This window comes from Leptospira sarikeiensis (genome assembly GCF_004769615.1).
GTDB lineage: Bacteria > Spirochaetota > Leptospiria > Leptospirales > Leptospiraceae > Leptospira_B > Leptospira_B sarikeiensis.
Genome location: NZ_RQGF01000024.1, coordinates 1 through 700, shown reverse-complemented (window position 1 = coordinate 700; position 700 = coordinate 1). Strand labels below are relative to the sequence as shown.

The window sequence follows — 700 nt, the reverse complement described above, 5'->3', positions numbered from 1 at the left end:
AAATACGTAATCCCCTGATCCACACGATCAAGTCCAAGATAAGTAGTATCGTAAGAAGAAACAGAACCTAAACTTCCACGGATCCCTTTTAACTGGTTCAGATACTGAGTTAATTCTGATTTTTTGGCGGAAAGTGTATCTGCAGGGAAATTCTGTGCTGCAGTATTCATCAACTGCACCTGAGAATCGAATGTGGTACTTGCACTTACTACAGGTGTATCCAAATTAGAAAGTTTGGACTTCATCTCCGTAAGTTCTTTCTGTAACTGGACCGCTACCGTATTTCCATACAAAGTTACTAAAGTGTTCCCACTTAAGAGAGAATCGATCTTATCGTTTAAGGATCCGTTACCGTCCAGAATACTTTCTAAACTTGCTTTTTTCTCCTTAATATCTTCGAATGCTAAGATCTGGTTTAAACTTTGGTTATAAAAGGACTGAGTGCGAAGAGCATTCTCACGCTCATAGGTAAGCCTATACATGGCCTCTTCCTGTTGGCGTAACACTTCTCTTTGTCTATCCAACTCTTCATTTGCCTGCTCTATCTCATAACGTAATCCGGAATCTGCCTTATTATCTCCGTCGGATTTTAACTCTCCGATCTTTCCGAGTAAGCCAGGGTTCTGGATAAGCACCTGCATTTTTACAGTGCTATCATATGCGGCTTGGGAATTTGTAAGCTCTGCACGAGCAAGCTCTA

General features: G+C 41.0%; 1 protein-coding gene. It reads right to left on the bottom strand.

The features are described 5' to 3' along the window. Nucleotides 1-700 (bottom strand): hypothetical protein (locus tag EHQ64_RS09200; protein WP_135649194.1); only part of this gene is annotated, 700 nt, incomplete at both ends.